General features: G+C 68.2%; 27 protein-coding genes. 2 read left to right on the top strand and 25 right to left on the bottom strand.

Annotated features, from left to right (window positions below):
- Window positions 1-32: 32 nt before the first annotated feature.
- The 4 genes from BEI_RS07680 to BEI_RS19130 all read right to left on the bottom strand — a co-directional run bounded on the left by BEI_RS07680 (window position 33) and on the right by BEI_RS19130 (window position 3,026).
- Window positions 33-959, bottom strand: coding sequence for a LysR substrate-binding domain-containing protein (locus BEI_RS07680; RefSeq protein ID WP_097788962.1), 927 nt, complete (start codon window positions 957-959; stop codon window positions 33-35).
- Between the two features lie 67 nt (window positions 960-1,026).
- A complete protein-coding gene (yddG, locus tag BEI_RS07675; RefSeq protein WP_097788961.1) occupies window positions 1,027-1,950 on the bottom strand; it encodes an aromatic amino acid exporter YddG in 924 nt (307 codons plus the stop codon).
- A 44-nt stretch (window positions 1,951-1,994) separates the two neighbouring features.
- Window positions 1,995-2,714 (bottom strand): helix-turn-helix transcriptional regulator, encoded by a 720-nt coding sequence (locus BEI_RS07670; protein ID WP_097788960.1) that lies wholly within the window; start codon window positions 2,712-2,714, stop codon window positions 1,995-1,997.
- Between the two features lie 135 nt (window positions 2,715-2,849).
- The gene (locus BEI_RS19130) at window positions 2,850-3,026 is read right to left on the bottom strand and encodes a hypothetical protein (RefSeq protein ID WP_193765175.1); all 177 of its coding nucleotides are present in this window, start codon (window positions 3,024-3,026) and stop codon (window positions 2,850-2,852) included.
- Here BEI_RS19130 and BEI_RS07665 point away from each other — a divergent pair.
- On the top strand, window positions 3,010-3,771 hold the full coding sequence (locus tag BEI_RS07665) for a sporulation protein (protein WP_097788959.1): 762 nt from the start codon (window positions 3,010-3,012) through the stop codon (window positions 3,769-3,771). The genes BEI_RS19130 and BEI_RS07665 overlap by 17 nt on opposite strands.
- Before the next feature lie 52 nt (window positions 3,772-3,823).
- Here the strand turns inward: BEI_RS07665 and acuI are convergent, their stop codons facing one another.
- From acuI to BEI_RS07645, 4 genes are all read right to left on the bottom strand, one after another.
- Window positions 3,824-4,810, bottom strand: coding sequence for an acrylyl-CoA reductase (NADPH) (acuI, locus tag BEI_RS07660; protein ID WP_097788958.1), 987 nt, complete (start codon window positions 4,808-4,810; stop codon window positions 3,824-3,826).
- A 107-nt stretch (window positions 4,811-4,917) separates the two neighbouring features.
- Window positions 4,918-5,505 (bottom strand): acrylate utilization transcriptional regulator AcuR, encoded by a 588-nt coding sequence (acuR, locus tag BEI_RS07655; protein ID WP_227644639.1) that lies wholly within the window; start codon window positions 5,503-5,505, stop codon window positions 4,918-4,920.
- A 177-nt stretch (window positions 5,506-5,682) separates the two neighbouring features.
- Window positions 5,683-6,810: an alkene reductase gene (locus BEI_RS07650; protein WP_097788956.1), complete on the bottom strand. Its 1,128-nt coding sequence runs from the start codon at window positions 6,808-6,810 to the stop codon at window positions 5,683-5,685.
- A gap of 85 nt (window positions 6,811-6,895) precedes the next feature.
- Window positions 6,896-7,825 carry a LysR family transcriptional regulator gene (locus BEI_RS07645; RefSeq protein ID WP_097788955.1) on the bottom strand — a complete coding sequence of 310 codons (930 nt, stop codon included), beginning with the start codon at window positions 7,823-7,825 and terminating at the stop codon, window positions 6,896-6,898.
- Between the two features lie 134 nt (window positions 7,826-7,959).
- Here BEI_RS07645 and BEI_RS07640 point away from each other — a divergent pair, with 134 nt between their 5' ends.
- Window positions 7,960-8,646 (top strand): type 1 glutamine amidotransferase domain-containing protein, encoded by a 687-nt coding sequence (locus BEI_RS07640; RefSeq protein WP_097788954.1) that lies wholly within the window; start codon window positions 7,960-7,962, stop codon window positions 8,644-8,646.
- 16 nt (window positions 8,647-8,662) lie between these two features.
- Here BEI_RS07640 and BEI_RS07635 read toward each other — a convergent pair whose 3' ends face one another.
- From BEI_RS07635 to catC, 17 genes are all read right to left on the bottom strand, one after another.
- Window positions 8,663-9,526 (bottom strand): universal stress protein, encoded by an 864-nt coding sequence (locus BEI_RS07635; RefSeq protein ID WP_097788953.1) that lies wholly within the window; start codon window positions 9,524-9,526, stop codon window positions 8,663-8,665.
- Between the two features lie 154 nt (window positions 9,527-9,680).
- On the bottom strand, window positions 9,681-10,913 hold the full coding sequence (locus BEI_RS07630) for a benzoate/H(+) symporter BenE family transporter (protein ID WP_097788952.1): 1,233 nt from the start codon (window positions 10,911-10,913) through the stop codon (window positions 9,681-9,683).
- Window positions 10,914-10,934: 21 nt separating this feature from the next.
- The gene (locus BEI_RS07625) at window positions 10,935-11,666 is read right to left on the bottom strand and encodes an ABC transporter ATP-binding protein (protein ID WP_097788951.1); all 732 of its coding nucleotides are present in this window, start codon (window positions 11,664-11,666) and stop codon (window positions 10,935-10,937) included.
- Complete coding sequence (locus tag BEI_RS07620) at window positions 11,663-12,430, bottom strand: ABC transporter ATP-binding protein (protein WP_097788950.1); 768 nt, start codon at window positions 12,428-12,430, stop codon at window positions 11,663-11,665. Before BEI_RS07620 ends, BEI_RS07625 begins: the two co-directional genes overlap by 4 nt.
- Complete coding sequence (locus BEI_RS07615; RefSeq protein WP_097788949.1) at window positions 12,427-13,494, bottom strand: branched-chain amino acid ABC transporter permease; 1,068 nt, start codon at window positions 13,492-13,494, stop codon at window positions 12,427-12,429. The genes BEI_RS07620 and BEI_RS07615 overlap by 4 nt, the downstream gene beginning before the upstream one ends.
- A gap of 10 nt (window positions 13,495-13,504) precedes the next feature.
- A complete protein-coding gene (locus BEI_RS07610; RefSeq protein WP_097788948.1) occupies window positions 13,505-14,365 on the bottom strand; it encodes a branched-chain amino acid ABC transporter permease in 861 nt (286 codons plus the stop codon).
- A gap of 64 nt (window positions 14,366-14,429) precedes the next feature.
- Window positions 14,430-15,602: an ABC transporter substrate-binding protein gene (locus BEI_RS07605; RefSeq protein ID WP_097788947.1), complete on the bottom strand. Its 1,173-nt coding sequence runs from the start codon at window positions 15,600-15,602 to the stop codon at window positions 14,430-14,432.
- A 383-nt stretch (window positions 15,603-15,985) separates the two neighbouring features.
- On the bottom strand, window positions 15,986-16,474 hold the full coding sequence (gene benB / locus BEI_RS07600) for a benzoate 1,2-dioxygenase small subunit (RefSeq protein WP_097788942.1): 489 nt from the start codon (window positions 16,472-16,474) through the stop codon (window positions 15,986-15,988).
- 13 nt (window positions 16,475-16,487) lie between these two features.
- Window positions 16,488-17,852, bottom strand: a complete 1,365-nt coding sequence (locus tag BEI_RS07595) for a Rieske 2Fe-2S domain-containing protein (protein WP_097791030.1) — start codon at window positions 17,850-17,852, stop codon at window positions 16,488-16,490.
- A 156-nt stretch (window positions 17,853-18,008) separates the two neighbouring features.
- On the bottom strand, window positions 18,009-18,980 hold the full coding sequence (catA, locus tag BEI_RS07590) for a catechol 1,2-dioxygenase (RefSeq protein WP_097788946.1): 972 nt from the start codon (window positions 18,978-18,980) through the stop codon (window positions 18,009-18,011).
- Window positions 18,981-19,521: 541 nt separating this feature from the next.
- Entirely contained in the window at window positions 19,522-20,781 is a 1,260-nt protein-coding gene (locus BEI_RS07585) for a benzoate/H(+) symporter BenE family transporter (protein ID WP_097788945.1), read from the bottom strand.
- Between the two features lie 112 nt (window positions 20,782-20,893).
- Window positions 20,894-21,673: a benzoate diol dehydrogenase BenD gene (gene benD / locus BEI_RS07580; RefSeq protein ID WP_097788944.1), complete on the bottom strand. Its 780-nt coding sequence runs from the start codon at window positions 21,671-21,673 to the stop codon at window positions 20,894-20,896.
- The gene (gene benC, locus BEI_RS07575; protein WP_097788943.1) at window positions 21,670-22,698 is read right to left on the bottom strand and encodes a benzoate 1,2-dioxygenase electron transfer component BenC; all 1,029 of its coding nucleotides are present in this window, start codon (window positions 22,696-22,698) and stop codon (window positions 21,670-21,672) included. Before benC ends, benD begins: the two co-directional genes overlap by 4 nt.
- Before the next feature lie 23 nt (window positions 22,699-22,721).
- Entirely contained in the window at window positions 22,722-23,210 is a 489-nt protein-coding gene (gene benB, locus BEI_RS07570; RefSeq protein WP_097788942.1) for a benzoate 1,2-dioxygenase small subunit, read from the bottom strand.
- A gap of 13 nt (window positions 23,211-23,223) precedes the next feature.
- Window positions 23,224-24,588: a Rieske 2Fe-2S domain-containing protein gene (locus BEI_RS07565; protein WP_097788941.1), complete on the bottom strand. Its 1,365-nt coding sequence runs from the start codon at window positions 24,586-24,588 to the stop codon at window positions 23,224-23,226.
- A gap of 115 nt (window positions 24,589-24,703) precedes the next feature.
- Complete coding sequence (gene catA / locus BEI_RS07560) at window positions 24,704-25,678, bottom strand: catechol 1,2-dioxygenase (protein ID WP_097788940.1); 975 nt, start codon at window positions 25,676-25,678, stop codon at window positions 24,704-24,706.
- A gap of 47 nt (window positions 25,679-25,725) precedes the next feature.
- The gene (catC, locus tag BEI_RS07555) at window positions 25,726-26,016 is read right to left on the bottom strand and encodes a muconolactone Delta-isomerase (protein ID WP_097788939.1); all 291 of its coding nucleotides are present in this window, start codon (window positions 26,014-26,016) and stop codon (window positions 25,726-25,728) included.
- Between the last annotated feature and the right edge of the window lie 29 nt (window positions 26,017-26,045).

Genomic DNA, 26,045 nt, shown 5'->3' with positions numbered 1-26,045 from the left:
GGCCCCTTGTCGTTCAGGCCGGGCCGGAGGGGTCAGGTCAGGCCCAGGTCGCCCACTTCCTTGGGAATGGTGTCGAGCAACCACTCGCGGAAGGCCCGCACGCCGCGGCGGGCGACGGGCGCCTCGCCGCGTTCCAGCAAACAGAAGCGGGCCTCGGTGCGCAACACGGTTTCTACGGGTCGCACCAGCTGCCCCCGCTCCAGATAGTCGTCGACGAGCTGGCTCCAGCCGAGTGCCACGCCCTGGTCCATCATCGCCGCCTGGACCAGCATCGAGTAGCTGTTGATGTTGAGCCGTCGCCGCGGCAGCCGGGAGACCACGCCCACCTCGGTGAACCACTGCTTCCAGCTCATCCAGTCCTGGTCGGCGTCCTCCAGGGACAGCAGGGTGCAGTCCAGCAGCGCCTCGGGGCCCGGGAAGGGCCCGTGCCGCTCCAGGTAGCCCGGGCTGCAGACGGGGAAGACCTCCTCGTGGAAGAGCGTCGTGGCCCGCATGTGGGCCGGCGGGGTGCGGCAATAGAAAAGCGCCACGTCGGACTCCACCCGCGAGAGGTCGCGGATCTGCTCGGTGGCGACGATGCGCAGCTCGATGTTGTCGTGCTCGCGCTGGAACTCGGCAATCTTGGGCAACAGCCACAGGGACGCCATGGCGCTGGTGGTGGCCACGGTGATCTGGTGCATGCCCTGCCAGCTGCGCACCTCGTCGGTGATCGCCGAAATATCGTGGAGCGACTGGCGCACCGCCTGGGCATAGCGCTGGCCCATGGCGGTGAGCTTGACGCTGCGATTGGCGCGCTCGAACAGCGGCTTGCCCAGGTAGTCCTCGAGGCTGCGCACCTGGCGGCTGATGGCCCCCTGGGTGACATGGAGCTCCTCGGCCGCCAGGGTGAAGCTCAGGTGGCGTGCCGCCGACTCGAAGGCCACGAGGCTGTTCAGGGGAGGCAAGGGGCTGATCTTCATGGGGATTCGGCGTCGACCATTGTCCGCTGGCAGGCATGGAGAGTGTACGCCTCCCGCCGTCGTGACGCTATGGACGCACCACCCCCGCCTCGTCGGCCGATCGCCGGAGCCGCAGGCTGCCGCTGCCGACCAGGGCGCCACCGCAGATCAGCAAGGCCGCAAGCCACAGGCTCGGGCTGGGCTCCGCCAGGCCGGCCGCGACCAGCACCAGGGTCGAGCACAGGGGCGTCGCATAGGCCAGCAGGCCGAGCAGTCGCACCCGGCCGCGCTTCATGCCCAGGTCCCAGGTGAAGAAGGCGCTGCCCACCGGGCCGAGCCCCAGGGCCAGGATGGCCCAGGGATTGGCGCCGTCGGGCCAGCCGATGGGCTCCCAGGCCAGGTGGCAGGCCAGCGCCAGGACCGCGGCGCCCAGGCAGTTCCAGGCCACCGCCGTGGTCGGGATCCGCGCCAGGAGACGTGACGCCACCGAATAGCCGCTCCAGATCAAGGCCGCCGTCAGCGCGGCCAGGTAGCCGAGGGTGTATTCCCCGGCCCAGTCGAAGCCCTCGGGTCCCACCAGCAGCCCCGCGCCCAGGAAGCCGCAGGCCCCGCCCAGCAGGTGGACGCCCCTGAGCCGCTCGCCGGGCAGCACCAGCCCGGCCAGGATGACGATCAGCAGCGGCCAGAGGTAGCTGATCAGCCCGGCGTTGGCCGGGGGCGCGTTCTGCTGGGCGATGAAGTAGCAGAGGTGATAGCCGAAGAGCCCGCCGATGCCCAGGGCCCAGCCCGCCGGCGGCTGACGAAAGGCCGCCCCCAGGGCCGGCCCGTCGCCACGGGCGAGGAAGGCCAGCATCGCCAGTCCGCCGGCCAGGCCGAAGCACAACGCGGTCAGCAGGAAGGGCGGCACCGGGCCGGCCCATTGGGTGAAGAGGGCCAGGGTCGCCCAGTTGAGGACGGTGGTGGCGCCCCAGAGGGTGGCATGACGCGACTGGCGGCGGGATGGTACGGACATGGCGAGACTCCCTGACGTGATGGCGTCGGGAAGTGTGCCGGGCCTCAGCGGGGAGGACTTGTCGATACCGGCCATCGGCGATGACGGCGGCGAAAGTCACGCGGCGTCATGCCCTGCCACCGGCGGAAATGGCGGCTGAACTGCGGCCCGTCGACGAACCCGCAGGCCAGGGCGATCTCGGTGATAGGCTGCTGGCCGTCGACCTGGAGGCGGGCCGCCCGGGCGAGGCGCTGACGCACCAGCCACTGCCGGGGCGAGAGCCCGGTGAGCGCGACCAGGCTACGACGGAGCTGCCGTTCGGAGAGATGCGAGATCCCGGCCAGGCGTGCCAGGGGCCAGGGCGCGGCCGGGTCGGCCTGCACCTCCCGGGTCAGCCGCGCCATGTTGAGCCGCGGCCCCGCCAGCGGCGGCGCGCCGGCCAGGTGGGCCAGCAGGATGGCGTCGCTGGCCTCGCGCACCCCGGCGCCGGCCAGGCGCAGGAAGCGGATGCGCTCGAAGAGGGGATCGAGGCGATCGTCGCCGGCCGGCAGGTCCAGCACCCGGCAGCGGTTGCCGGCCTCGAGCCCCAGGTAGTGATGGGTGGCCCCAGCGGGGATCAGGCACACGGCGCCCGGGGTCACGGCGGCGCCGCGGCCCTCCACCTCGACGTCCACGCGGCCTCCGAGCCCCACCAGCAGCTGGTGGAAGTCGTGGGTGTCGCTGAGGCAGTCGAGCGGATAGGAGCGCTCGACGCTGCCCGGGAGAACTGCGGAATGGGGACTCATTAGGAAAGGATGCCGCCTGAGCGCCCTGGATGCCAGAGAAGGGCAATCGGAGTTGAGCCTGGCGAGGGGCGCCGGGGACAGGTCGAAGAGGGAGTCCTACGCCATGGATGGCGTCGGTAGCGCCCAGGGAGGGGTTCACAGCGCCCCCTCGTCGGTCCGGCGCTCCGGGACCTGTCGACGGATCAGCCCCGAGCGGTAACGGTAATTGCGATCGCCCTGGAGGCCAGGGTTGTCGTCGTGACCGTGCCGATCGCTATACTCGAGGCTTTCATGGACCAGCAGAAGGAAGGCACGGATGTTCGACAAGCTCATGGCCGCGGTCGGAATCGGCAGCGCCCGCGTGGACACCCTCCTGGAGAGCGACGCCGCCGAGGCCGGCGGCCTGCTCAAGGGCGAGGTGCTCATCAAGGGCGGCGAGGTCAGCCAGGACCTGGACGCCCTGGTGCTGGACCTCGCCAGCGAGGCCATCAAGGAGGTCGACGACAAGAGGGTGCGCATCGGCCACCCCTGGGCCTCGGTGGAGGTCTGCGGCGCCATGTCCATCGGGCCCGGCGACACCCGCCGCGTGCCCTTCGAGGTGACCCTGCCGCTGCTCTCCCCCCTCTCGGTGGGTCGGTCGCACCCCAAGACCTGGGTGGCGACTCGCGCCGACATCGCCATGGCCCTGGACCCGCGGGACAAGGACCCGCTGCGCATCCTGCCGGGGCCGGTGCACCGCGCCGCCTTCGAGGCCATGGAGCGGCTGGGGTTCGTGATGACCGGTGCCCCGCTGGAGCTCTCCCGCAGGAACCCCGCCACCGGCTGCCTGCAGGAATTCGAGTTCAAGCCCGCCCCCGGCAGCCGCTTCGGCCACCTGGACGAGGCGGAGATCGCCTTCCTGCCTTCCTCCCGCGGCGCCGGCCTCGACCTCCTGGTGCAACGCGACACGCGCGCCACGGGCCTGGGCTCGCTGCTCTCCGAGATGGCCGGCACCGACGAGCGTTTCTACCGCCTCCCGCTCGGCGGACACGAGACGGCCGAGGAGCTGCGCCGGCAGCTGGAGTCGGTGCTGAACTGAGCCGACCACACGGGTTGGCCGCGGCGAGGCCTGACGGCCCCGCCGCCGGCGGTCATCGGCTCGACAGGTCCACCACCAGGCGGCCGCGGACACGCCCGGCGAGCAGTGCATCGGCCTCGTCGATGGCCTCCTCCAGGGGGATCGTGCGCGTGATGGCGTCCAACTGCCCGGGCTCAAGCAGTTCCCCCAGCCGACGCCAGGCCTCGAGGCGGTCCTCCCGGGGCCGCATGACGCTGTCGACCCCCGCCAGGGTCACGCCCCGCAGGATGAAGGGGGCGACGGTAGCGGGCAGGTCCATGCCCTGAGCCAGGCCGCAGGCCGCCACGGTGCCACCATAGCGGGTCGACGCCAGGACATTGGCCAGGGTATGGCTGCCCACCGAGTCGACGGCGCCCGCCCAGCGCTCCTTGGCCAGGGGGCGGCCCGGCTCGGAGAGCCCCTTGCGATCGATCACCTCCGAGGCCCCCAGTCCCTTGAGGTAGTCCGCTTCCTCCAGGCGACCGGTGGAGGCCACCACCGTATAGCCCAGCCGCGCCAGCAGGGCGATGGCGTAGCTGCCCACCCCCCCGTTGGCGCCGGTCACCAGCACCTCGCCCCGCTCCGGGGTGACACCCTGGCGCTCCAGCGCCATGACGCACAGCATGGCGGTGTAGCCGGCCGTGCCGATGGCCATGGACTGCCGGGGACTGAAGGCGGACGGGTGGGGAATCAGCCAGCGACCGTCCAGCCGGGCCTTCTCGGCCAGGCCGCCCCAGTGGGTCTCCCCGACACCCCAGCCGTTCAGCAGCACGGCGTCACCCGGCCGGTAGGCCTCATGGGTCGAGTCCTCGACCGTCCCCGCGAGGTCGATCCCCGGGACCATGGGGAACCGCCGCACCACCGGGCCCTTGCCGGTGATGGCCAGGGCGTCCTTGTAGTTGAGCGTGCTGCACTCGACCCGGACCGTGACGTCCCCCTCGGGGAGTCGCGCCTCGTCCAGGCTCGCCAGTTCCACGCGCTGCTCGTCGTCCTGCTTGTCGATCAGAATGGCCTTGAACATCGTGCACCTCTCTTGTGGGTCGTTTATAGACCGGTCGTCTATGAAATGGCATGGAATTCCGGCCAAGCCCGAACGGTCGACGAGCGACGTCGCCTTGCCGCTCGGGCTCAGCGGGGCAGTCCCTCCAGGTAGGTCGCTAGGAAAGTGTCCAGGGGCCGCGCGTCCCCTTCCAGCCGGGCGCGCATCACCGCCCCCTCCCAGCCGATCCAGAAGGCCTCGGCGAGCCTCTCGCAGTCCGCGGCCTCGGCCAGCTCGCCGCCTGACTGCGCCTCCCGCAGGCAGACGGCCACCCGTCGCTGCCAGTCGGCCAGGGTCTCCCGCAGCCGCCGTCGATAGCTCTCCGGCAGGCCGCCGACCTCCTGCCCCAGGTTGCCGACCAGGCAACCGCGCCGGAAGTCGTGTCGCGCCATGCCGGCCCGGGCATCGTCGACGAAGGCCTCGAGGCGCTGCAGGGGCGGTCGCGAGGCATCGAGCAGGTGGCGATCCAGCTTGGCCGCGAAATAGGCGGCGTAATGCGCCATCACCGCATGCCCGAAGGCCTCCTTGCTGTCGAAGTAGTAGTAGAAGGAGCCCTTGGGCACCCCGACCCGCCTCAGGATGCCGTCGATGCCGGACGCGGTGAAGCCCTGCTCGGTCAGCACCTCGACGCCGCTGCGGATCAGGGCCGCCCGGGTATCGGGGTCGTCGCGGGGCACCTTGGGCGGCCGTCCGCGGCGTGGTCTGGAAGTCGCTTGCGTCATGACCTCAATATAGACCGTCCGTCTACAAATTCCAATCACCACATCGTCGAAGGCTCCCGTCCCCAGGCTGCGCCCGCCCCCCTCAGGGAGACGGCACCCGTACCCTGTGGCGGTCAGGCGCGTGGCCTGACGTCACGTCAAGGAGGCCAGACGATCATGGCCGTTGTCGAGGAAGGGATAGTCCGTGTAGCCCTCGGCCCCACCGCCGTAGAAGGTCTCGGGGTCGGGCGCGTTCCAGACGGCCCCGATCCGGATCCGCTCCACCAGGTCGGGATTGGCGATATAGGGCCGCCCCATCGCCACGGCATCGGCGATGCCCCCCTCGATGAGCCTCTCGGCCCGATCGGCGTCGTAGTGCCCGCAGAAGACCAGCGTTCCGGCGAAGCGCTCACGCATGCTACGTCGGAAGGCGTCAGAGAAGTGAATCTCGCCGCCGGCCCAGTCAGGCTCGTTCAAATGCAGGTAGGCGATACCCCGGCGCGATAGCTGCTCGGCCATGTAGCAGGCCATGGCCTCGGGCTCGTCGTCGCTGAGACCGAAGATCTCGATGAAAGGCGTAAGACGCACGCCGACCCGGGCCGGCCCGATGGCCTCGGCGACGGCATCGACGACCTCCAGCGGGAAACGGGCACGGTTCTCGATGGAGCCACCGTAGCGGTCGGTACGTCGGTTGCTTCCCGTGGCGAGAAACTGGTTGAGCAGATACCCGTTGGCGGCATGGATCTCCACCATGTCGAAACCGGCCCGGTCGGCTCGTTCGGCCGCCTGCCGATAATCCTCGACGATGCCGGGCAGTTCCTCGGTTCCCAGGGCACGCGGCATGCTGGTGGGGTGCCGACCGGCGCTCCCGTCCGGGAACTCGACGAAGCACTTCGCGCCTTCGGCCTTGAGGGCGCTGGGCGCCACCGGCGCCTGACCGTCCGGCTGCAGCCACTCGTGGGACACCCGCCCCACGTGCCAGAGCTGAAGCGCGATGCGGCCGCCCTTGGCATGAACCGCCTGGACGACGCCCTTCCAACCGGCTTCCTGGGCATCGTTCCAGATGCCCGGGGTATAGACGTAGCCCCGGGCCGTGGGCGAGATGTTGGTGGCCTCGCTGATGATCAGCCCGGCGCCGGCTCGCTGGCCATAGTAGATTTCCTGCAGCGTGCCCGGGATGCCGTCCGGCGTCCGGGCGCGGGTGAGCGGTGCCATCAGGATGCGATTGGGCAGGGTGAGCTCGCCGAGACGAAGCGGGGTCAACAGGGTATCGACGGACATGAGGGGTCTCCGTTGGGTACGAGTGAGGAGAGGCTTGCCGACGGAGCCGACACCCGGCGACGGCCGGGTCCGGCGCCGGGAGATGTCATTCTGTGGTCGAGGCGGGAGCGTCGGCCAGCAACCACCGGATCCGCTCCCTGAGCCAGGCCCGCAGCCGGTCCTCGTGGGTGCGCTGGTGCCAGGTCTGGATCATTGCCACTTCGCCGAGCGCCAGCGGGCAAGGATGGATCACCAGGCCGGGGTCCCGCCGCACCGCCTCCTCGGCGACGCTCGCCAGGCAGGTCAGCAGCAGGTCGCTGTGGGCGACGAGCCGCGGCGGCACGTTGAAGCTGGACAGGCCGGCCACGACACGCCGCGCGAGCCGCCGCTCGCGGAGCCGTCGATCGACCAGGCCGTCGAGGTCGCCGGTCAGGGTGGTCACCAGGTGGTCGCAGGCCAGGTAGGCCTCGAGATCGAGGCCCTCGCCGAGGCGCGGATGATCCCGGGCCGACAGTACCACGAAGCCTTCCTGGCGCAGGTGCTGCTGATGGTAGGTCGCCGGCAGGTCTTCGTAGAAGCCGGCCACGGTGATGTCGCACTCGCCGGTCTCCAGCTCGCCGCGAGGCAGCCGTCCCCGGGTGTTGTGGGTCACCAGCTGGAGGTTGGGGGCCTCCCGGCGGACGACCGGCAGCAGCCGGGGCAACAGCAACTGCTCCATGTAGTCCGTGGTGAAGAGATGCACCCGTTCCTCTCGGGCCAGGAAGTCGCCGCCCTCGCAGCGCTCGAAGAAGCCCTCGAGACCGGCCACCAGGCGCTGGGCATGGGGCGCCAGCTCGTGGGCCCGCGGGGTCGGCGTCAGGCCCCGCGGCGCACGCACGAAGAGGGGATCACCGAAGGCGTCCCGCAACCGGGCCAGCCGGTGGCTCAGCGCCGGCTGGCTGAGGGCCAGGCGTCCCGCCGCCCCGGATACGCTGCGCTCCTGGTAGAGCACATGGAAGAGCAGCAGCAGGTTGAGGTCCTTGCCGGCGAGATTCACAATCCGAATACCTGATATCCAAAATCACCAATTCTCGAATAATACGGTCTCGCCTAGGCTGGAGTCACTTCCGCGAGGGCGTGACCGATCGAGGCCATGCCCAACGCGCCCGTTTCACCCGGAGGAGATCCCGCATGAGCAAGCGAATCCTGATCGTCCTGACCTCTCACGACCGTCTCGGCGAGACCGGCGAGAAGACCGGCTTCTGGCTGGAGGAGCTGGCCGCTCCGTATTACGTGTTCCAGGACGCCGGCGCCGAGCTCACCCTGGCCTCGCCCCAGGGCGGCCGGCCGCCGCTGGACCCGAAGAGCGACGCCGAGGACAGCCAGACCGAGGCGACCCGGCGGTTTCGGCAGGATCCCGAGGCCCAGGCCCGGCTCGACGCCACCCATCGGCTCGCCGACATGCGGGCCGAGGACTTCGATGCCGTCTTCTATCCCGGCGGCCACGGGCCGCTGTGGGACCTGGTGGACGACCCCGACTCGATCCGCCTGATCGAGGCGTTCTGGGCCCAGGGCAAGCCGGTGTCGGCGGTGTGTCACGCCCCCATCGTGCTGATCCATGCCCGGGACCAGGACGGCGGCCCCCTCGTCGAGGGCCGCGACGTCACCGGCTTCACCAACGGCGAGGAAGCCGCCGTGGGCCTGACCGACATCGTCCCGAAGCTGGTGGAAGAGGCCCTGATCGAGCGCGGCGGCCGATATTCCAAGGCCGAGGACTTCACGCCCTACGTCCGCCAGGACGGGCGGCTGATCACCGGGCAGAACCCGCCCTCCTCCGCCCCCGTCGCCGAGCGCCTCATCGCGCTGCTGGAGACGTGAGCGCCCGGCAGGTCCCTCAGCCCCCGATCGTGGCCGATGGACGCATCACCGCCACCGGGCAGGCCGCCTCGTGCAGCACCTCGTGGCTGACGCTGCCGGCGGCCAGTTGCGACAGCCCGCTGCGGCCATGGGTCGTCATCACCGCCATGGCATTGGGCTGATCGGCGAGATAGCCGACGAGGGCCTCGGCGGGCTCGTAGCCGTGCAACACCTCCCAGTCGGCCTCGAACCGATGCACCTCCCGGATGCGCCGCGCCAGGCCATGGAGGTACGCCGACTCCATGACATCGGCATGGCCACCGGGCTCCCTGCTATCGACCTCGCGTAGGCCCGGGGGAAGCGCCGACGAGGCGGACGAGGGCTCGACGGATACCACGTTCAGCAGCTGGAGGCTCGCCCCCAGGGCCCTGGCGAGCGCCACGGCCTGGGGCAGCACCGACTCGGCGAGCGGGGAGCCGTCCACGCAGACCATCAGGGTATCGATGCGCGCCTGCGCGTTCGGCTCGAAGCGGGGGCCGCCGAGGACCAGGCCGGCATTGGCCTGGCGCACGGTGGCCGCGGCCACGCTGCCCAGGAACAGCTCGGCGGCCGGCCGCCGGCCATGGGAGGTCATGCAGAGCAGCGACTCGTCGGATGCCGCCGCCAGCCGGGCCAGCACCCTGGCGGCATCATCGCCCTGCTCTATCGACAGGTCATCCCGGTAACGCTCGAATCCCGCCTGTCCAAGCCGCTCCTGCAGGGCCAAGCGCCGCTTGTCCATCTGCTCCGCCACGGACGTCAGCACCAGCCGGGCGTCGAGCTGGCGGTTGAGCAGTTCGCCGAGAGCGACGCCCCGCAGGGAGTGCGTCGATTCGTCGACGGCCACATGAAGTGTAATCATCACGATACCTCCGGCCTGTTATGGAAACACTGAATAAATGTCTGCGCGGGCAAATCGCTGCGTTGCGCGGTGCTAGAAAACTCACCTAACTAAATGTTATGCCTCGTTTTCTGCGCTCCGTGCGCCTTGCGCTTTACTCCGCTCGCCGATTTATTCAGCGCTTCCCTTTGGTTGTTGATTGTTGTAGAGCGCGATCGGATACTCGCTCCGACCTCCCCTCGACGGCGAAGCGGCGATGCAGGGCGTTGTAGGCGATCGCGCCGATCACCACGCCCCAGAAGGCGGAGCCCAGGCCCAGGAAGCTCACCCCGGAGGCGGTCGCGAGGAAGGTGATCACCGAAGCCTCCAGGTGATCCGTCCGGGCGGCGAAGGCGCTGACGTTGCTGGCGATGGCGCCGATCAGCGCCAGGCCGGCCAGCACGGCGACGAACTCGCCGGGCAACGAGGTGAACAGCAGCACGATGGTGCCGGCGAAGGTCCCGCCGACCAGGTAGAAGACGCCATTGGCCACCCCGGCCACGTAGCGTTTCCCCGGATCCTCGTGGGCCTCCTTGCCGGTACAGATCGCCGCGGTGATGGCGGCGATCACGGTGGTGATGCCACCGAAGAAGGCCGTCACGCAGGACGTCAGGCTGGTGACGGTGACGATGGGCCTGGCCGCGGTGTCATAGCCCGCGCTGCGCATGATCGCCATGCCCGGCAGGAACTGTCCGGTCAGGCTGACCAGCACCAGGGGGATGGCCAGGCTCAGGGTAGCGTTCCAGCTCCACTCGGGGCGGATGAATTGCGGGTCGGCCAGGGAGAGCGTCACGCCCCGGAGGCTGGCATCCTCGAACACCACCGCCAGGATGACACCGACCACCAGCAGCAGCACCAGGCTGTAGCGGGGCGTCAGGCGCTTGAACGCCAGATAGGCCAGCAGCATGCCGATGACCAGCGCCGGCACCGCGGCCAGGGACTCGAAGACGCCGACGCCGAACTGGAAGAGGATGCCCGCCATCATGGCACTGGCGATACCGGGCGGGATCAACTGGATGATGCGGTCGAAGGAGCCGGTCACCCCGATCACGAGGATCGCCGCCGCCGCCACGAGGTAGGCGCCCACCGCCTCGTTGAGCGACAGCTCGGGGAACAGCGTGACCAGTAGCGCCGTACCCGGCGCCGACCAGGCCGTGACCACCGGTACCTTCAGCCACAGGCTGAGCCCGATGCCCGAGACGGCGGCCCCGATGGAGATGGCCCAGACCCAGGAGGTCATCATGGTCGGCGAAATGTCGGCGCTCTGGGCGGCCTGGAAGAAGATGGCCAACGGTCCGGAATAGGACACCAGCACCGCCACGAAGCCGGCGGTGACGGCGGGGATCGACCCGTCCTGGAACAGTCGCATGATCGGTCTCCCTGTTACGCCTCAGGCGACGCCGAGGTGGGTGTCGAGGATGGAGGGATCGTCCTTGAGGCCCTGGGCGTCGCCGCTGTAGACCACCTCGCCCTTGACCAGCAGGAGGTGCCTGTCGGCCACTTCCAGCAGGTTGTCGATGTTCTTGTCGACGATGATGCTGGCGATGCCGGAGGCCTGGATCTCGCGGAGGATCTTCCAGATCTCGTCGCGGATCAGCGGCGCCAGTCCTTCGGTGGCCTCGTCGAGGATGATCAGGTCCGGGTTGGTGGTCAGCGCCCGGCCGATGGAGAGCATCTGCTGCTCGCCCCCCGACAGGAAGGAACCGTCGTGATTGATGCGCTGGCCGAGCCGCGGGAAGGTGTCCAGCACCCGTTCCACGGTCCAGGGCGTCTCGCCCCGGGCGTTGGGGCGGGCCGCCATCATCAGGTGCTCCCGCACGCTGATGCCGGGGAAGATGCCCCGCCCTTCCGGCACGTAGCCGATGCCCTGCCGGATCAGCTGCCAGGGGCGACGCCTCGCGGTGGACACCCCCTTGATGCGGACCTCACCCTCCCGCGGCGGGACGAAGCCCAGGATCGACTTCAGGGTGGTGGTCTTGCCCATGCCGTTGCGCCCCAGCAGGCTCAGCGTCTCGCCGGGCATCAGGGTCAGGTCGACGCCGTGCAGGACATGACTCTCGCCGTAGAAGGTATGCAGGCCCTTGGCCTCGATGAGGGGAGTGATCTGTGCTGCTGCGTTCATGCCGTGACCTCCTCGTCGTGGCGTCCCAGGTAGACATCACGCACCTTTTCACTGCGACGGATCTGCTCGGTGGGGCCGCTCTCCAGCACGCAGCCGTCCACCATCACGGTGATGCGATCGGCCAGGCGGAAGACGCTGTCCATGTCGTGCTCGATCAGCACCAGGGTGTAGCGGTCGGTGAGGCTCGCCAGCAGGTCGGCGACCTGGTCGGTCTCCTCACGCCCCATGCCCGCCATGGGCTCGTCCAGCAGCATCAGCGTGGGCGCCGTGGCCAGGACCATGGCGATCTGCAGCTGACGCTGCTCGCCGTAGCTCATGTCCGCGGCCGGCGTATGGGCCCGATGCGTCAGCCGGCAGGTCTCGAGCACCTCCAGCGCCCGGCGGCTGACCTCCCGGGCGCGGTGCCGGGATCGCCAGCTGGCGAAGACGCCCCCCATGTGGATGCGCGCCGCCAGTTCGCAATTCTGCAGGCAATTGAGCCTCGGGAAGATGTTGGTCTTCTGATGGCTACGGCCGATGCCCAGGCGGGCGGTCTGGCGGACGCTCTTGCCCTGGATGGGCTTGCCGCGATAGCACACCTCGCCGGCCGAGGGCGGGATCTCGCCGGAGAGCAGGTTGATCAGGGTGCTCTTGCCGGCGCCGTTGGGCCCCAGGATGGCGTGGATCTCGCCGGGCTTGACGTCGAAGTCGACGTCGTTGACCGCGACCAGGCCGCCGAAGCGACGGGTCAGGCCCCGGGTCGCCAGGATCGCTTCGTGCTTCATGATTGCACCCTCCGTTTGGTCACCTCGGGCGGACTCGCCGCCGCTCCCTTGCCGACCAGCCGCCGCAGCCACGGGGCCTTCGACGGCTCCGCCTTGCCGGGCGGCGCGACGATCAGACCGGCGATGCCGCGCGGCAGCACCAGCACGGCGACGATGATGGTCAGGCCCATGAGGATCGGCCAATGGGTGGTGAGGTGTTCGTAGAGGAACAGCAGGATCTCGTAGGCGAAGGCCCCCAGGATGGGGCCGAAGACGGTCCCCATGCCGCCCAGGATCAGCATCATCAGCACCTCGCCGGAGGTGTGCCAGCCGAGCTGCGCCGGGTTGGCGAAGCCGTACTGCATCGCGGCCAGCATCCCGGCGATGGCCGCCAGGACGCCACTGATGACGAAGGCGATCAGCTTGTAGCCGTGGGTGGCATAGCCCAGCGCCTGCATGCGGTGCTCGTTGTCGTGGATGCCGTCGAGCACCTGCCCGAAGTACGAGCGGGTCAGCCAGCGCAGGAACAGGTAGCCGGTCGCCAGCACGCCCAGGCAGAAGTAGAAGAAGACGTAGGGGTCGTCGAGGTTGAGCAGCGAGGTCTCGCCCACCGCCAGGCTCGGGCGGAACATGATGAAGACCCCGTCGGTGCCGCCGGTGAACGGCGAGGTGCTGACCAGGTAGTAGAGCATCTGGCCGAAGGCCAGGGTGGTCATGATGAAGAAGATGCCCTTGGTGCGGATCACCAGCAGCCCCACCCCCAGCGCCGCCGCGGCGGCCACCGCCATGACCAGCGGCAGCATCCACCACAGCGAGGCGGGGCTGAACTCGGGGCTGGCCAGCGCCAGGGTATAGGCGCCGAGGCCGAAGAACAGCGCATGGCCCAGGCTCACCAGCCCGACGATGCCCACCAGCAGGTCCAGGCTCATGGCGAACAGCGCCAGGATCAGCATCAGGGTGAGCTTCTCCAGGATGAAGTCGGCCTGGCCACCGAACACCGCCTTGCCCCACAGGGGAAAGGTCGCGACGATCGCCGTCAGGGCCAGCAGGAGGAAATGAACGCGCTTGGGATAACTGTGCAACATGACTGCCTCCTCAGGCGAAGAGCCCGCGTGGCTTGACGAGCAGCACGGCGGCCATGATCAGGTAGATCACCATGCTGGCGAGGCTGGGGATCAGCACCGAACCGAAGGTCTCGGCCATGCCGATCAGGATGGCGCCCCAGAAGGCTCCCTTGATCGAGCCGATGCCGCCGATGACCACCACCACGAAGCAGGTGATGAGGATGCTGTCGCCCATGCCGGGAGCGATGGAGGTCAGCGGCGCGGCGATCATCCCGGCGAAGGCGGTGAGCGCCACGCCGACGCTGAAGATCAGCGTGAAGAGGGTGCGCACGTCGATGCCCAGCCCCTCGACCATGTCGCGGTCGACGGCCCCGGCGCGGATGATGATGCCCAGCCGGGTATGGCGGATCACCCAGTAGATGACGCCCGCCAACGCCAGGCAGACGCCCATGACGAAGAGCCGATACACCGAGTACTGCAGGTTGTCGGTGAGCGGCAGGCTGGCGTCGAAGGGGGCCGGAACGGACACGCTGTGCACGTCGCCGCCCCAGATGATGCGCTGCGCCTCGTTGAGCACCAGGATCAGGCCGAAGGTCAGCAGCACCTGGTAGAGGTGGTCGCGCTTGTAGAGGGTGTCGAGGAACAGCCGTTCGATGATCAGGCCGAGCAGGATGGCGATGGGGATGGCGATGAGGATCGCCAGCCAGAAGTTCCCCAGCCGCTGGGTCAGGTCGTAGACCAGGTAGGCGCCGATCATGTACATGGCGCCATGGGCCAGGTTGATGATGCCCATGATGCCGAAGATCAAGGTCAGGCCGCTGGCGATCAGGAACAGCAGCAGCCCGTACTGCAGCCCGTTGAGGAGCTGCACGCCGAAGAATGCGAGATCCATGATGATCTCCTCCGCGATGGATGGGGCGAGACCGGCTCGCCCCGGGAATCAGGCGTTCACCGGCTCACATCCGGCAGGCGTCGTCGGGGACCTCGAGTTGCTCGACGGCCACGTCGAGGACCTGGTGCTCGCCGTCGCGTATCTCGCGCAGGTAGACGTTCTGGATGGGATGGTGCGACGCGGAGAAGCGCATCGGCCCTCGCGGGCTCTGCAGCTCGACGCCGGCCAGCGCCTCGATCAACGCCGCCTGGTCCTCGGTGTTGCCCGAGACCTCGTCGAGCGCCTGGACCAGCATGGCGCCGGTATCGTACCCCTGGACCGCGTAGGTGTCCGGTGCCTCGCCATGGGCCGCCTGGTAGGCCGAAACGAAGGCCCGGTTCGCGTCGCTGTCGAGCGTCTCGGCATAGTGCATGGTGGTCAACACCCCTTCCCCGGCCCCGTCGAGGGCCTTGATGTTGCCCTCGGTGAGGAAGCCCGAGCCGAGCAGCGGGATGTTTTCCATCAGCCCCGCGGCCGCGTAGTCGCGGACGAAGCTGACGCCGCCGCCGCCGGCGAAGAAGGTATAGACCGCATCCGGCTCGAGGCTGGCGATCTGGGTCAGGTAACTCTGGAACTCGGTACTGGGAAAGGGCACGTAGATCGTCTCGACGAGGTTACCGCCCATCTCGGTGAAGGCCTCCTCGAAACCGGCGACATCTTCCTTGCCTCCTGCATAGTCCCAGGTGATGGCCACCACGTCGCGATGGCCCCGACCATAGGCGACCTTGCCCATGGGATAGCTGTTCTGCCACATGCTGAAGGAGGTGCGGAAGACGTTGGGCATGCACAGCTGGTTGGTGGCCGCGCCCAGGCCGGCGTTGGGGATGATGGTGATGGCGCCGGTCTGCTTGGCCACCCGCAGCATGCCCATGGCCACGCCGGAGTGGACCGGGCCGATCACGACGTCGACGTCGTCACCGCGCACGAGGCGGCTCATGTTCTGCGGGGCCTTGGAGGGATCGGCCTCGGAATCGAGCCGGACGTACTCGACCTCGCGGCCGCCGAGCCGCCCGCCGTTCTGCTCGATGGCCAGCGTCAGGCCGTTGGTGATGGCCTCGCCCAGCGCCGTGTAGGTGCCCGAGTAGGGCAGCATCAGGCCGAGCTTGACGGGATCCTCCTGGGCGGACGCCAGGCCGGAGCTCAGGACGCAGGCGCTTGCCAGGGATGCCAGGGTGGTCTTCTTGAAGGCATTGTTCATATTGTTCACCGGGGGCTGGTTGTTGTTAAAAGGTGTCTTCCACGAATCACGAAAGTGATGAGCTTTTCCGGGGACAAGCCCCGGAGTGCCGGACCATCGCGAGGGCGCTGTAAACCCTTCCCTGGGCGCTACTTTTGCCCTGCGGCGCTACAACATCCTGTGCCGCTTGCAGGGCCGGGGTTGGCCATCCGTGGCCAACCCGCTCGGCGGGAAGAACATCCACCGGATGTTCTTCTCCTTCCGCCTCGCCCATGGTCAAAAGACCCTCGCTCTGGCTTGTCCCCGGCGCTCGTCTCGCCGCATCTGTTGGTAGGGGCGCTGAGCGCCTGGTGTCGAAACGACGCGACGTCCCTGTCGCCGGGGACTCCTGTCCCCGCGCCGGGTCAGACGTGGTAGACGTCGATGACCTGGTGGATGTAGTCGTTGTTCAGCACCACCTTCTTGTAGGTGATTCGCGGCTCTTCCCCGGACACGTCCAGGGTGTAGAAGCAGGTCCCGAAGTAGCTGTCGGTCTTCTGGTAGCGGTGGCTCAGGGTGTGCCAGTTGAAGCGCAGCTCCACCGTCTCGCCGTCCTGCTCGAGCACCTCCAGGTTGCTGACCTGGTGGGTGGTGCGCGGCTCCGGCGTGCTCGCCCCGCTGCGCTCGGTCTTGATCCGGTAGACCCGGTCCTCGAGCCCCTCGCGGTTCGGGTAGTAGATCAGCGAGATCTCCGCTTCCGGGTCCCGGGTCAGTTCGTCGTCGTCGTCCCAGGCCGGCATCCAGAACACCGCGTCCTGGCGGTAGCACGCCAGCCACTCGTCCCACTGGCGGTCGTCGAGCAGGCGGGCCTCGCGGTAGAGGAAGGCCTGGAGTTCCTGATAGCTGATGCTCATGGTCTCTCTCCCCTTAGGACGCGGTGGCAATCATCTGGCTGCGCTCTTTCCCGATGGCGCGCAGCATCTCCTGCACCCAGTGCTTGTGGTGCAGCACGTAGAGGCCCTCGTCCTCGGGGGAGGCCCCGCTCAGCAACGGCTTCATGTCGATCGCCCGGGCGTTGTCGTCGGCGCCCTCGATCCACTGCCTGGCGCCGCGGCTGAGGTCGCTCCACTCGGCCAGCGCGCCGTGGTAGCCCTCCTGGCAGGCCCGGAACTCCTCCAGGTCGTCCGGCGTGCCCATGCCCGAGACGTTGAAGAAGTCCTCGTACTGGCGGATGCGTACCCGGCGGTTCTCCGCGGACTCGCCCTTGGGCGCGAAGCAGTAGATGGTCACCTCGGTCTTGTCCACGGCGAGCGGACGCAGCACCCGGATCTGGGTGGAGAACTGGTCCATCAGGTAGACGTTGGGGTAGAGGCAGAGGTTACGGGTCTGGTTGACGATGGAGTCGGCCCGCGCCTCGCCGAGCTCGGCCTCGATTTCGTCCTTGCGGGTGTAGACCGGGCGTACCTCGGGGTTGAGCAACCGGGTCCACAGCATCATGTGGCCGTTCTCGTAGGAGTAGAAGCCGCCCTGGCTCTTCGACCAGCCGTCGGCGTCCACCGCCTGGGTGCCGCCGGCGTCGTAGTTGCGGCGGTCCATGGTCGAGGCGTAGTTCCAGTGCACGGTGCTGACGTGGTAGCCGTCGGCGCCGTTCTCCGCCTGCAGCTTCCAGTTGCCGGTGTAGGTATAGGAGGAGGTGCCGCGCAGGATCTCCAGGCCCTCCGGCGCCTGGTCGACGATGTTGTCGATCACCTTGGTGGTCTCGCCCAGGTAGTCCTCGAGCGGCATGACGTCGTCGCTCAGGCTGCCGAACAGGAAGCCCTTGTAGCTCGCGAAGCGCGGCAGGCGCGTGAGGTCGTGGGAGCCGTCCTGCTTGAAGCCGTCGGGGTAGGCGCCGGTCTTCTCGTTCTTGGCCTTGAGCAGCGTGCCGTCGTTCTTGAAGGTCCAGCCGTGGAAGGGACAGGTGAAGGTCCCCTTGTTGCCGCGCTTGCGCCGGCACAGGGTGGCGCCGCGGTGGGCGCAGGCGTTGATCAGGCCGTGCAGCTCGCCGGCCTTGTCGCGGGTGATGATCACCGGCTGGCGGCCCAGGGTCACGGTGAAGTAGTCGCCCGGCTCGCTGACCTGGCTCTCGTGGCCGAGGAACAGCCAGCTGCCCTCGAAGATGTGCTTCATCTCCAGGTCGAAGAACTCGGGGTCGGTGAACATGCTGCGATGGCAGCGGAAGATGCCTCGCTCGGCGTCGTCGACGACGGCGCCGCGGACGCGTTGTTCGAGTCGATCAAGCTGGGTGGTCATGATCATGCTCCTCGATGGTCAAGGGTGGCTGTCGAGGGAAGCGGCCGGGGGGCATCCGGCGCAGGGGCTCCCCTGCTCCGCCGGCCGGGCCGGCGGAGGTATCAGCCATGCAGTGGGAAATCGGTGTCGAGAGGGACCCGTGGGGACCGAGCGGGGTCAGACCTGGGCGCTGGCCGCCAGGGCGCTTTCCTGCTCCTCGCTCTCCAGGGCCCGCGGACGCTTGTGGCGCTGTTGCAGCTCGGGAGCCTCGGTCCTGGCCAGCTCGATGTCGAACACCACCTCGGTGAAGGGGCCTTCCAGGCCGCGCTGCTCGGCCTCGGCGGCGTCCTCGATGCGCTGGCCCGGCACCACCAGCTCCTCGCGGGTGGCGAAGGCGAAGTCATCGTAGGTGTAGGGGTCGCCGGCCAGGTTGATCTGGGTGGTCAGGTGCTGGTGCCCCGGGGCCGAGACGAAGTAGTGGATGTGCGCCGGGCGCTGGCCGTGGCGGCCGAGCAGGTCGAGCACCTGCTGGGTCGGGCTGTCCGGCGGGCAGCCGTAGCCGGAGGGGATGATGCTGCGCACCGCGTAGCGGCCCTCGGCATCGGTGATGATGGTGCGACGCAGGTTGTACTCGCTCTGCGAGGGATCGAAGAAGGAGTAGCCGCCCTTGGAGTCGGCGTGCCACACCTCGACCTTGGCCCCGGCGACCGGGTGGCCGTCGGTGTCGCGCACCTGGCCGGTCAGCCACATCGTCTCGGCGTCGGGGTCGGTGCCGTCGTCCATGCGCCCGCGGCCCTGGACCTCCGGCGCGCCGGCCACGTAGAGCGGGCCCTCGATGGTGCGCGGGGTGCCGCCGGTGCGACCGGCCTCGGCGTCGGCCGCGTCCATGCGCATGTCCAGGTAGTGGTCGAAGCCCAGGCCCGGGGCCAGCAGGGCGAACTGGGTGCCCTGCCCCAGGGCGTTGAGCACGCTGACGGCGCTCCAGAACTCCTCGGGGGTGATGTCGTAGTCGTCGATCAGGCGATAGAGATCGGACAGCAGGCGATGGAGGATCTGCTTGGCGCGCTCGTTGCCGCCGTCCTGGTCGAAGCCGGCGACGGCCTTGAGGAAGTCCTGCACCTCGGGGGTCTCGAAGATCTTGACGGTCATGTGGATGCTCTCGTCGTTGTCGTTATGCCCTGCTGTCGCGTCAGGGAGTGCAAGGCCGGGTTTCGGGGATCGCCGCTCGCCGCAATGTCGCTGGCTCATCGACGGCGTTTCTTGTTGTGTTGTCTGGATTCTTGCGAATGCCGAGACATGCCACCAATATCGATTGGGTCCCTTTCCATACTCTTGAGGTATCGCAATCGCCCCCACCCCCTTCGCCGCCGACGACCGCCAGGCCCGGCAATGTTTCTTCAATATCAATGGATTGCCGCTTACTTGCCGATCCAGGCGACCCTTCCCTCGAGCCGCGACTGAGATATCTCACGCTCGAAGCCTCCCCACGAGGCCCCCGGGGATGCCCCCGTCGCGCCACCATCGGCGAGAAGCACCGGGACGGAGGAAGCGGCCTGCGACAAAAGGCTAATGGGGAGATCGGACTCGAAGGGGGCCAGGACGAAAAAAGGCCCGTCCTGCGCAGGCAGGCACGGGCCAAGGGAGATGACAGGATCGAAACAGCCGCCGACGCCGGTGCGTCGGCGGCGGCTCAGCCGGCCTTCCTGGCCAGCAGCCGCTTTCTCGCCAGCGGACGCTCGACGGTGAAGTCGAAGTCCTTGAATTCGACGAGCATCGAAATGCCCGCCCCCAGCACCAGCGCCCAGAAGGAGGAGCCGATGCCGAAGATCTGCACGCCGGACACGGCGATCAGGAAGGAGAACATCGCGCCCACTTCATGCTTGCCGGAGAAGGTCATGTGCATCGCCGAGCCGATCACCCGCAGCAGCGCCAGGCCGGCGATGATGGCGATGAAGTAGCTCGGCATGGCCTCGATCAGGCTGAACACGAAGCCGTAGAAGGGGGCCGCGACGATGAAGATGATGCCGACGATGACGGCGGCCACCCAGCGCTTGTCATGGCTCCCGGCCTCGGGCCCGGAACAGATTCCGGTCATCGGGGCGGCGATGCAGGTGCTGTGCAGGTTGAAGAAGGCCGAGATCATGGTGCCGAAGCCCCCCAGGGCCGTGATGGCGTTGGCCGGGGCGTCCTTGAAGCCCATGCCCTTGACCAGGCCCACGCCGGCCGGCGTCTCCATACCCACCAGGATCAGCGCCAGGGGCAGGCCGTAGGCCAGGAAGGCCTCCAGGGTGAAGGCAGGCATGATGAACTCGGGAAACTGCATGGAGAAGGTCACGCCGGAGAAGTCGGCCCCGGAGAGAGCCATGTAGCCGACCCCCACCAGCAGGGTGACGACCAGCGGCGGCACCCGGCGCAGATAGCGCGCGGCGAAGAAGAAGGACAGGATCATCACCACCGCCGGCAGCATGGCGTTCTGCAGCGGCATCACCATGTTGGTGCCGAACTTGAGCAGGATCCCCGCGACCATGCCCATGACGATGGGCATCGGCATCAGCCGCATGACCAGGCTCATCCAACCCGCCAGGCCGACGACCAGCGCGATGACCCCGGCGATCAGCGTCGCGCCCAGCGCCTCGTTGAGCCCCACCACGGGGATGATGGCCGCGAACAGCAGCGCCCCGGGAATCGAGTTGGCCATCGGCAGGGGCAGACGGTAGTAGGCCGGCAGGAAGAGGCCGAAGAGGCCGTTGATCATCAGGTAGCTGATGACCCACAGCAGGGTGAACTCCTGGGGCAGGCCGGCGGCGGTGCCCGCGCTGATATGGATGATGCCGGCGCTGAGGCCGAAGATGCCGGCCACCAGGCCGGCGCTGAAGTTGTCGCCGTTGAGGTCTCGGATGAAGTCGCGGGGCGCGGACAAGAGCCCCACGCCCTTTTCGATGTGTTTCATGACGTCCTCCGGTCAGGGATTGTTATCGTTGAGGTCGAGAGGATCGGGACCGGGCGACCCCGGTCCGCTGACGCGTCTTGGGCTTCGACGATGGAGGCGGTCGAAGCGGGTGTCATCCCAGATCGCCGCCGGCCACCGGCACCACCGTGCCGGTGATGTAGCTGGCCTCGTCCGAGGCGAGGAAGAGGATCGGCCCGGCCTGCTCGTCCAGGGTGCCGTAGCGGCCCATGAAGCTGGTGGCCCTGGTCTGGTCGATCAGCGTCTGGTACCAGGCCTGCTCCTGCTCGCTCTGCTCGGCGGTGTTGCGCGGCGTCTTGCGGGGCGGCGCCTCGGTGCCCCCCGGGGCGGTGGCGTTGACCCGGATGCCGTGCTCGGCGTACTCGAAGGCCAGCGCCACCGTCATGGCGTTGACGCCGCCCTTGGCCGCCGCATAGGGCACCCGCATCAGCCCACGGGTCGCCACCGAGGAGACGTTGACGATGTTGCCCCGGCTCTCCAGCAGGTGGGGCAACGCCGCCCGGCAGCACCAGAGGGTGGGAAACAGCGAGCGGCGCACCTCGGCCTCGATCTGCTCCGGCCGGTAGTGCTCGTAGGGCTGGGCCCAGATCGTCCCGCCGACGTTGTTGATCACCACGTCGAGGCGGCCGAAGTGCTCGCGGGCCTCCCCCATGACGCGCTCGGCGCCCTCCCAGGTTTCCAGGTCGGCCTGCAGGGCGATGGCCTCCCTGCCCTTCGCCTGGAGCTCGGCCGCCACCTCCCGGACGTAGTCGGCGCGATCCACCAGCGCCAGGCGGGCCCCCTCGGCGGCGGCGCGTTCGGCGACGCGCTGGCCGATGCCCTGGGCCGCCCCGGTGATGACCATCACCTTGCCCTCGAAGCGTGCCATGCTCATGCGGCCTCCCCGGGTGCCTGGTTGGGGGTGAACTTCTCGTAGTGGAAGCTCTGCGGGGCGATGCCTTCCCGATCGAAGTGCTTGAGCACGGCGTCGACCATGGGCGGCGGCCCGCACAGGTAGACGTCGACATCGCCGTCGTGCATCACCTCGGCATCCATGTGATGGGTGACGTAGCCCTTGCGCGGATGGTCGCTGGCCTCGTCCACCACCACGGTGGCGTAGGTGAAGGTCGGCAGCCTGTCCTTGAAGGCGTCCAGGGCATCGGTCTTGACCAGGTGGTCGTCCTTGTTGACGCCGTAGATCAGGTGGACCGGCTGATCGCAGCCCTTCTCCGCCAGTTGCTCGAGCATGGAGAGGAAGGGGGCGAGGCCGGTGCCGCCGGCCAGCATCAGCACCGGGCGAGTGATCTCGCGCAGGTAGAAGCTGCCCATCGGCCCGGTCAGGGAGAGGCGCTCACCGGGCTTGCAGCGCTCGGTGAGATAGCCGCTCATCAGACCATCGGGCACGTTGCGGATCAGGAAGGTGGTCCTGGAGGCGCCCGGCCTGGAACTGAAGGAGTAGGAGCGATGCTCCCGGGTGCCCGGCACGTCGATGTGGATGTACTGGCCGGGCAGGAAGGCCAGCTCGGCGCCATCGTCCAGGTCGATGGCCAGCTCGATGCTGTCCTCGGAGAGTGACTCGACCATGGCCACGGTGCCCTCGACCTGGCCCACCGCGGTCTTGCACAGGGTCGAGGCCACCGGCACCTGGACCACGCAATCGGAGGACGGCACCATCTGGCAGGTCAGCACCTGGCCCTCGGCGGCCTCCTCGTCGGAGAGCGCTTCCTCCAGGTAGTCGTCACCCATGTCGAACTCGCCCTGTTCGCAGTGGCCCTTGCAGGTGCCGCAGACGCCGTCGGAACAGTCCATCGGCAGGTTGACCTTCTGCCGGTAGGCGGCGTCGAGGACGGTCTCGCCCTCCTTGCAGCCGATGAAACGGGTGACGCCGTCTTCGAAGTTCAGTGCAATGGTGTAGCTCATGGTCGTTCTCCTCCCGCACCGGGTCAGACGTGGTAGACGTCGATGACCTGGTGGATGTAGTCGTTGTTCAGCACCACCTTCTTGTAGGTGATTCGCGGCTCTTCCCCGGACACGTCCAGGGTGTAGAAGCAGGTCCCGAAGTAGCTGTCGGTCTTCTGGTAGCGGTGGCTCAGGGTGTGCCAGTTGAAGCGCAGCTCCACCGTCTCGCCGTCCTGCTCGAGCACCTCCAGGTTGCTGACCTGGTGGGTGGTGCGCGGCTCCGGCGTGCTCGCCCCGCTGCGCTCGGTCTTGATCCGGTAGACCCGGTCCTCGAGCCCCTCGCGGTTCGGGTAGTAGATCAGCGAGATCTCCGCTTCCGGGTCCCGGGTCAGTTCGTCGTCGTCGTCCCAGGCCGGCATCCAGAACACCGCGTCCTGGCGGTAGCACGCCAGCCACTCGTCCCACTGGCGGTCGTCGAGCAGGCGGGCCTCGCGGTAGAGGAAGGCCTGGAGTTCCTGATAGCTGATGCTCATGGTCTCTCTCCCCTTAGGACGCGGTGGCAATCATCTGGCTGCGCTCTTTCCCGATGGCGCGCAGCATCTCCTGCACCCAGTGCTTGTGGTGCAGCACGTAGAGGCCCTCGTCCTCGGGGGAGGCCCCGCTCAGCAACGGCTTCATGTCGATCGCCCGGGCGTTGTCGTCGGCGCCCTCGATCCACTGCCTGGCGCCGCGGCTGAGGTCGCTCCACTCGGCCAGCGCGCCGTGGTAGCCCTCCTGGCAGGCCCGGAACTCCTCCAGGTCGTCCGGCGTGCCCATGCCCGAGACGTTGAAGAAGTCCTCGTACTGGCGGATGCGTACCCGGCGGTTCTCCGCGGACTCGCCCTTGGGCGCGAAGCAGTAGATGGTCACCTCGGTCTTGTCCACGGCGAGCGGACGCAGCACCCGGATCTGGGTGGAGAACTGGTCCATCAGGTAGACGTTGGGGTAGAGGCAGAGGTTACGGGTCTGGTTGACGATGGAGTCGGCCCGCGCCTCGCCGAGCTCGGCCTCGATTTCGTCCTTGCGGGTGTAGACCGGGCGTACCTCGGGGTTGAGCAACCGGGTCCACAGCATCATGTGGCCGTTCTCGTAGGAGTAGAAGCCGCCCTGGCTCTTCGACCAGCCGTCGGCGTCCACCGCCTGGGTGCCGCCGGCGTCGTAGTTGCGGCGGTCCATGGTCGAGGCGTAGTTCCAGTGCACGGTGCTGACGTGGTAGCCGTCGGCGCCGTTCTCCGCCTGCAGCTTCCAGTTGCCGGTGTAGGTGTAGGAGGAGGTGCCGCGCAGGATCTCCAGGCCCTCCGGCGCCTGGTCGACGATGTTGTCGATCACCTTGGTGGTCTCGCCCAAGTGGTCCTCGAGCGGCATCACGTCGTCGCTCAGGCTGCCGAACAGGAAGCCCTTGTAGCTCTCGAAGCGCGGCAGCCGCGTAAGGTCGTGGGAGCCGTCCTGCTTGAAGCCGTCGGGGTAGGCGCCGGTCTTCTCGTTCTTGGCCTTGAGCAGCTTGCCGTCGTTCTTGAAGGTCCAGCCGTGGAAGGGGCAGGTGAAGGTGCCCTTGTTGCCGCGCTTGCGCCGGCACAGGGTGGCGCCGCGGTGGGCGCAGGCGTTGATCAGGCCGTGCAGCTCGCCGGCCTTGTCGCGGGTGATGATCACCGGCTGGCGGCCCATGGTCACGGTGATGTAGTCGCCCGGCTCGCTGACCTGGCTCTCGTGACCGAGGAACAGCCAGTTGCCCTCGAAGATGTGCTTCATCTCGAGTTCGAAGAACTCAGGGTCGGTGAACATGCTGCGATGGCAGCGGAAGATGCCTCGCTCGGCGTCGTCGACGACGGCGCCGCGGACGCGTTGTTCGAGTCGATCAAGCTGGGTGGTCATGATCCAGATCCTCGTTATCTTGTCGTGATCGCTCGGAGCCGATCCGGCGGCAGGTCTGTTGCCTCATTCGACCTGCCCCCGGCGCTCCTTGCCGGAGGTCGATGGCAGGCGCCGATCAGACCTTGGCGGTACCGGCCTGCTGGCTGGCCCGGTCCTGCTCGTCTTCCTTGGCCCGCGGGCGCTTGTGGCGATGCTGCAGCTCGGGGTCGTCGGTCCTGGCCAGCTCGATGTCGAACACCACCTCGGTGAAGGGGCCTTCCAGGCCACGCTGCTCGGCCTCGGCGGCGTCCTCGATCCGCTTGCCCTCGACCACCAGTTCCTCGCGGGTGGCGTAGGCGAAGTCATCGAAGGTGTAGGGGTCGCCGGCCAGGTTGATCTGGGTGGTCAGGTGCTTGTAGCCGGGCGCCGAGATGAAGTAGTGGATGTGCGCCGGGCGCTGGCCGTGCCGGCCGAGCAGGTCGAGCACCTGCTGGGTCGGGCTGTCCGGCGGGCAGCCGTAGCCGGAGGGGATGATGCTGCGCACCGCGTAGCGGCCCTCGGCGTCGGTGACGATGGTGCGGCGCAGGTTGTACTCGCTCTGCGAGGGATCGAAGAAGGAGTAGCCGCCCTTGGAGTCGGCATGCCACACCTCGACCCTGGCCCCGGCGATCGGCTGGCCGTCGGTGTCGCGCACCTGACCGGTCAGCCACATCGTCTCGGCGTCGGTGTCGGCGCCGTCGTCCATGCGCCCGGACCCCTGGAGCTCCGGCGCCCCGGCCACGTAGAGCGGGCCCTCGATGGTGCGCGGGGTCCCGCCGTTCAGGCGCGCCTGCTCATCGGCAGCATCCATGCGCATGTCCAGGTAGTGGTCGAAGCCGAGCCCCGGTGACAGCAGGCCGAACTGGGTGCCCTGCCCCAGGGCGTTGAGCACGCTGACGGCGCTCCAGAACTCCTCGGGCGTGACGTCGTAGTCGTCGATCAGGCGGTAGAGATCGGAGAGCAGGCGATGGATGACCTGCTTGGCGCGCTCGTTGCCGCCATCCTGGTCGAAGCCGCTGACGGCCTTGAGGAAGTCCTGCACCTCAGGGGTATCGAAAATCTTCACGGTCATGGGGGTATCCTCGTTCTTCTTTCTTTCCGGCGGGGGCGCGTCGCGATTCAGCTGTCGTCGTCGCGGACCGACGAGGGGTGACGACACAGCGGCTTGACGCGAATCTCCATGTAGGGGAACAGCGGCAGGCTGGAGACGAGTTCCTGAAGCTCGGCGTTGTCCTCGACGTCGAAGATACTGACGTTGGCGTAGCTGCCGGCCACCCGCCACAGGTGACGCCACTTGCCGGCATGCTGAAGCTCCTGGGCATAGGCCCTCTCGCGCGCCTTGATCTCGGCAGCCTGCTCGGTCGGCATCTCCGGCGGCAGCTTCACGGTCATTTCCACCTGAAACAGCATGTCCTTCTCCTCTTCCATCGGGTCGCGTG

Source organism: Halomonas beimenensis (assembly GCF_002549795.1).
GTDB lineage: Bacteria > Pseudomonadota > Gammaproteobacteria > Pseudomonadales > Halomonadaceae > Halomonas > Halomonas beimenensis.
Note: the sequence above shows the minus strand (reverse complement) of the source record. Positions and strands in the feature narration are given on the sequence as shown.

Excerpts from the sequence above, each read along its gene's own strand:
- BEI_RS07680 (WP_097788962.1), bottom strand. The coding sequence starts at position 959 with ATGAAGATCAGCCCCTTGCCTCCCCTGAACAGCCTCGTGGCCTTCGAG.
- yddG (WP_097788961.1), bottom strand. The coding sequence starts at position 1,950 with ATGTCCGTACCATCCCGCCGCCAGTCGCGTCATGCCACCCTCTGGGGC.
- BEI_RS07670 (WP_097788960.1), bottom strand. The coding sequence starts at position 2,714 with ATGAGTCCCCATTCCGCAGTTCTCCCGGGCAGCGTCGAGCGCTCCTAT.
- BEI_RS07665 (WP_097788959.1), top strand. The coding sequence starts at position 3,010 with ATGTTCGACAAGCTCATGGCCGCGGTCGGAATCGGCAGCGCCCGCGTG.
- BEI_RS19130 (WP_193765175.1), bottom strand. The coding sequence starts at position 3,026 with ATGAGCTTGTCGAACATCCGTGCCTTCCTTCTGCTGGTCCATGAAAGC.
- acuI (WP_097788958.1), bottom strand. The coding sequence starts at position 4,810 with ATGTTCAAGGCCATTCTGATCGACAAGCAGGACGACGAGCAGCGCGTG.
- BEI_RS07650 (WP_097788956.1), bottom strand. The coding sequence starts at position 6,810 with ATGTCCGTCGATACCCTGTTGACCCCGCTTCGTCTCGGCGAGCTCACC.
- BEI_RS07640 (WP_097788954.1), top strand. The coding sequence starts at position 7,960 with ATGAGCAAGCGAATCCTGATCGTCCTGACCTCTCACGACCGTCTCGGC.
- BEI_RS07635 (WP_097788953.1), bottom strand. The coding sequence starts at position 9,526 with ATGATTACACTTCATGTGGCCGTCGACGAATCGACGCACTCCCTGCGG.
- BEI_RS07630 (WP_097788952.1), bottom strand. The coding sequence starts at position 10,913 with ATGCGACTGTTCCAGGACGGGTCGATCCCCGCCGTCACCGCCGGCTTC.
- BEI_RS07625 (WP_097788951.1), bottom strand. The coding sequence starts at position 11,666 with ATGAACGCAGCAGCACAGATCACTCCCCTCATCGAGGCCAAGGGCCTG.
- BEI_RS07620 (WP_097788950.1), bottom strand. The coding sequence starts at position 12,430 with ATGAAGCACGAAGCGATCCTGGCGACCCGGGGCCTGACCCGTCGCTTC.
- BEI_RS07615 (WP_097788949.1), bottom strand. The coding sequence starts at position 13,494 with ATGTTGCACAGTTATCCCAAGCGCGTTCATTTCCTCCTGCTGGCCCTG.
- BEI_RS07610 (WP_097788948.1), bottom strand. The coding sequence starts at position 14,365 with ATGGATCTCGCATTCTTCGGCGTGCAGCTCCTCAACGGGCTGCAGTAC.
- BEI_RS07605 (WP_097788947.1), bottom strand. The coding sequence starts at position 15,602 with ATGAACAATGCCTTCAAGAAGACCACCCTGGCATCCCTGGCAAGCGCC.
- benB (WP_097788942.1), bottom strand. The coding sequence starts at position 16,474 with ATGAGCATCAGCTATCAGGAACTCCAGGCCTTCCTCTACCGCGAGGCC.
- BEI_RS07595 (WP_097791030.1), bottom strand. The coding sequence starts at position 17,852 with ATGACCACCCAGCTTGATCGACTCGAACAACGCGTCCGCGGCGCCGTC.
- catA (WP_097788946.1), bottom strand. The coding sequence starts at position 18,980 with ATGACCGTCAAGATCTTCGAGACCCCCGAGGTGCAGGACTTCCTCAAG.
- BEI_RS07585 (WP_097788945.1), bottom strand. The coding sequence starts at position 20,781 with ATGAAACACATCGAAAAGGGCGTGGGGCTCTTGTCCGCGCCCCGCGAC.
- benD (WP_097788944.1), bottom strand. The coding sequence starts at position 21,673 with ATGAGCATGGCACGCTTCGAGGGCAAGGTGATGGTCATCACCGGGGCG.
- benC (WP_097788943.1), bottom strand. The coding sequence starts at position 22,698 with ATGAGCTACACCATTGCACTGAACTTCGAAGACGGCGTCACCCGTTTC.
- benB (WP_097788942.1), bottom strand. The coding sequence starts at position 23,210 with ATGAGCATCAGCTATCAGGAACTCCAGGCCTTCCTCTACCGCGAGGCC.
- BEI_RS07565 (WP_097788941.1), bottom strand. The coding sequence starts at position 24,588 with ATGACCACCCAGCTTGATCGACTCGAACAACGCGTCCGCGGCGCCGTC.
- catA (WP_097788940.1), bottom strand. The coding sequence starts at position 25,678 with ATGACCGTGAAGATTTTCGATACCCCTGAGGTGCAGGACTTCCTCAAG.
- catC (WP_097788939.1), bottom strand. The coding sequence starts at position 26,016 with ATGCTGTTTCAGGTGGAAATGACCGTGAAGCTGCCGCCGGAGATGCCG.